Source organism: Niallia sp. MER 6 (assembly GCF_023714395.1).
Classification (GTDB): Bacteria; Bacillota; Bacilli; order Bacillales; family Cytobacillaceae; genus Niallia.
Window position 1 is genome coordinate 1 of the sequence record NZ_JAMAUK010000086.1, and the last position, 1,949, is coordinate 1,949.

Sequence of the window (1,949 nt, forward strand, 5' to 3'; positions counted from 1 at the left end):
AGTCGAGTAGAAGGGAGCCTTTCTACCTTACGGCAAATTGTACTCCTCCCCCCTCACAGAACCGTGCTTGCGCTATTAACGCACACGGCTCCTCCAAATTATCATTTACAGAATATAGCTAATCTCGTTTCTCAATTCATATATGTTATGTTTAATCCTTGGTGTTGGAAGCGGAAACTTATAAAGGAAGAGCCTAAATTTGTCCCATGTAAAGGATTTCCTTTGGCTCCTTCTATTTAGCCATTTAAATAGTAAACTTTCTATTTTCTCTCTGAAGTCGTTAACAGTTTGAATATTATCTGTAATGCAGTAATAGTTGTAGTATCCCATTAATGACCGTTTGAATCTATCCATGATCAAGTGAATGTTCTTATTTCTATTCTGCTTTAACCATTCTTTAGACTCTTTAAGTTTTCCTTGGACTTTCTTTCTACTTGTTTTCCTTTTAACACGAAACTTCCCTTGTTTACTTGTTCCGCAATAATGAGTGAATCCAAGAAAATCAAAGGTTTCAGGTTTACCTTTCCCTATTCGTTTGGCATTATGTTCTGCAAACCTCCCGAAGGGAATAACCTTCGTTTTATCTTCCGCTATCTCCAAGTTAAATTTCTTCAATCTGGACTTTAAAGACTTATAGAACTGTTCAGCTTCCCTTCTAAGTTGAAAACAACATACAAAATCATCTGCGTATCTTACTAAGTATGCTTGTCCTTCACAACGCTTTCTAACCAATTTCTCAAACCATAAGTCAAGAACATAATGGAGATATATATTAGCTAAGATAGGAGATATCACTCCACCTTGCGGTGTACCAGTGTCCGTTTTGTATTTCCTACCTTCTTCCATATAACCACCTTTGAGAAATCTGTTGATTATACTCAGGAGGTTTGGGTCAGCTATCCTATGATTTAAGAACTCCATCATCCATTTGTGGTCAACATTATCAAAGAAACCTTTGATATCTACATCTACTACATAACTTACTGCTCTCTTCTCAATATAAAAGTTTAGTATTTTCAACGCATCATGACAGTTTCTATTTGGCCGAAACCCAAATGAACAATTTAGAAAGTCATTTTCATATATTGCATTTAGCACTTTGGCAATACCTTTTTGTACAATTTTATCCTCATGTTCCGGTATTCCCAGTGGTCTTTTCTTGTCTGAGTTGAGCTTCGGGATATACATTCGTCTTACCGGAACTGGGCGATAACTTTTGCTTTTAAGTCTACTTACCAAGTCCTTGATGTTTTCTTTCAGACTTTCAGCGTATTGTTCTTTAGTTGTACCCTTAACACCCGATGCCTTCTTGTTCGGCAACTGATAATGACATTGAGTAAGTGACTGTTCATTTAATAGGTGCGCAAGAGATGTAAATTTCATTTTACTATCAAACTTTGCTAATTCTGCTATCCTTAGTAGTTCTGTTTCCATTTAATATCCCTACCTCTGTGTGTAGTAAATGTGTCCCTATTAAGGGTGATAACTGGTAGCTAGCCTTTCCTCCATCGGCATTACCCAACTTCATTGGTACTATGCTGCTATCCGACTCCCTAAACGACATTTGGTTTCCTTGCTTATTATCACTTGTACACCATACTCTTCTAGAAAAGAAGAGACCGATAGGGTCTCCCGAGTTGCCGTATCATATCGATGTATAACGTGCCAAGGTCTCTGACTCCAGAGAGGTTTTATCCTTCTTGCCTTTAACAAAGGATAAAATGTTGCTTTCTGCACGCAGTTAAGGCATCAGCCCTCTCAGTTTAGAAACGTTTATGGAGCTCAATCCCTTCAACCATATGGCTTTCGGCCCGCTACCTAACTGTCTACGCTTAAAGACTAAAGTTACCCTCAGTCCTCCAAGACTCGCTACGAGCGAATGGCTAGTTCTTACTCGGCGGGAATCCCACCCGCTATATGATACGACCTAGGCTCGGCCGCACAACTGC

General features: G+C 38.9%; 1 protein-coding gene. It reads right to left on the minus strand.

What is annotated here, in order from left to right:
• Window positions 1–105 precede the first annotated feature (105 nt).
• Entirely contained in the window at window positions 106–1,434 is a 1,329-nt protein-coding gene (gene ltrA / locus M3600_RS28265; RefSeq protein WP_251648545.1) for a group II intron reverse transcriptase/maturase, read from the minus strand.
• Window positions 1,435–1,949 lie beyond the last annotated feature (515 nt).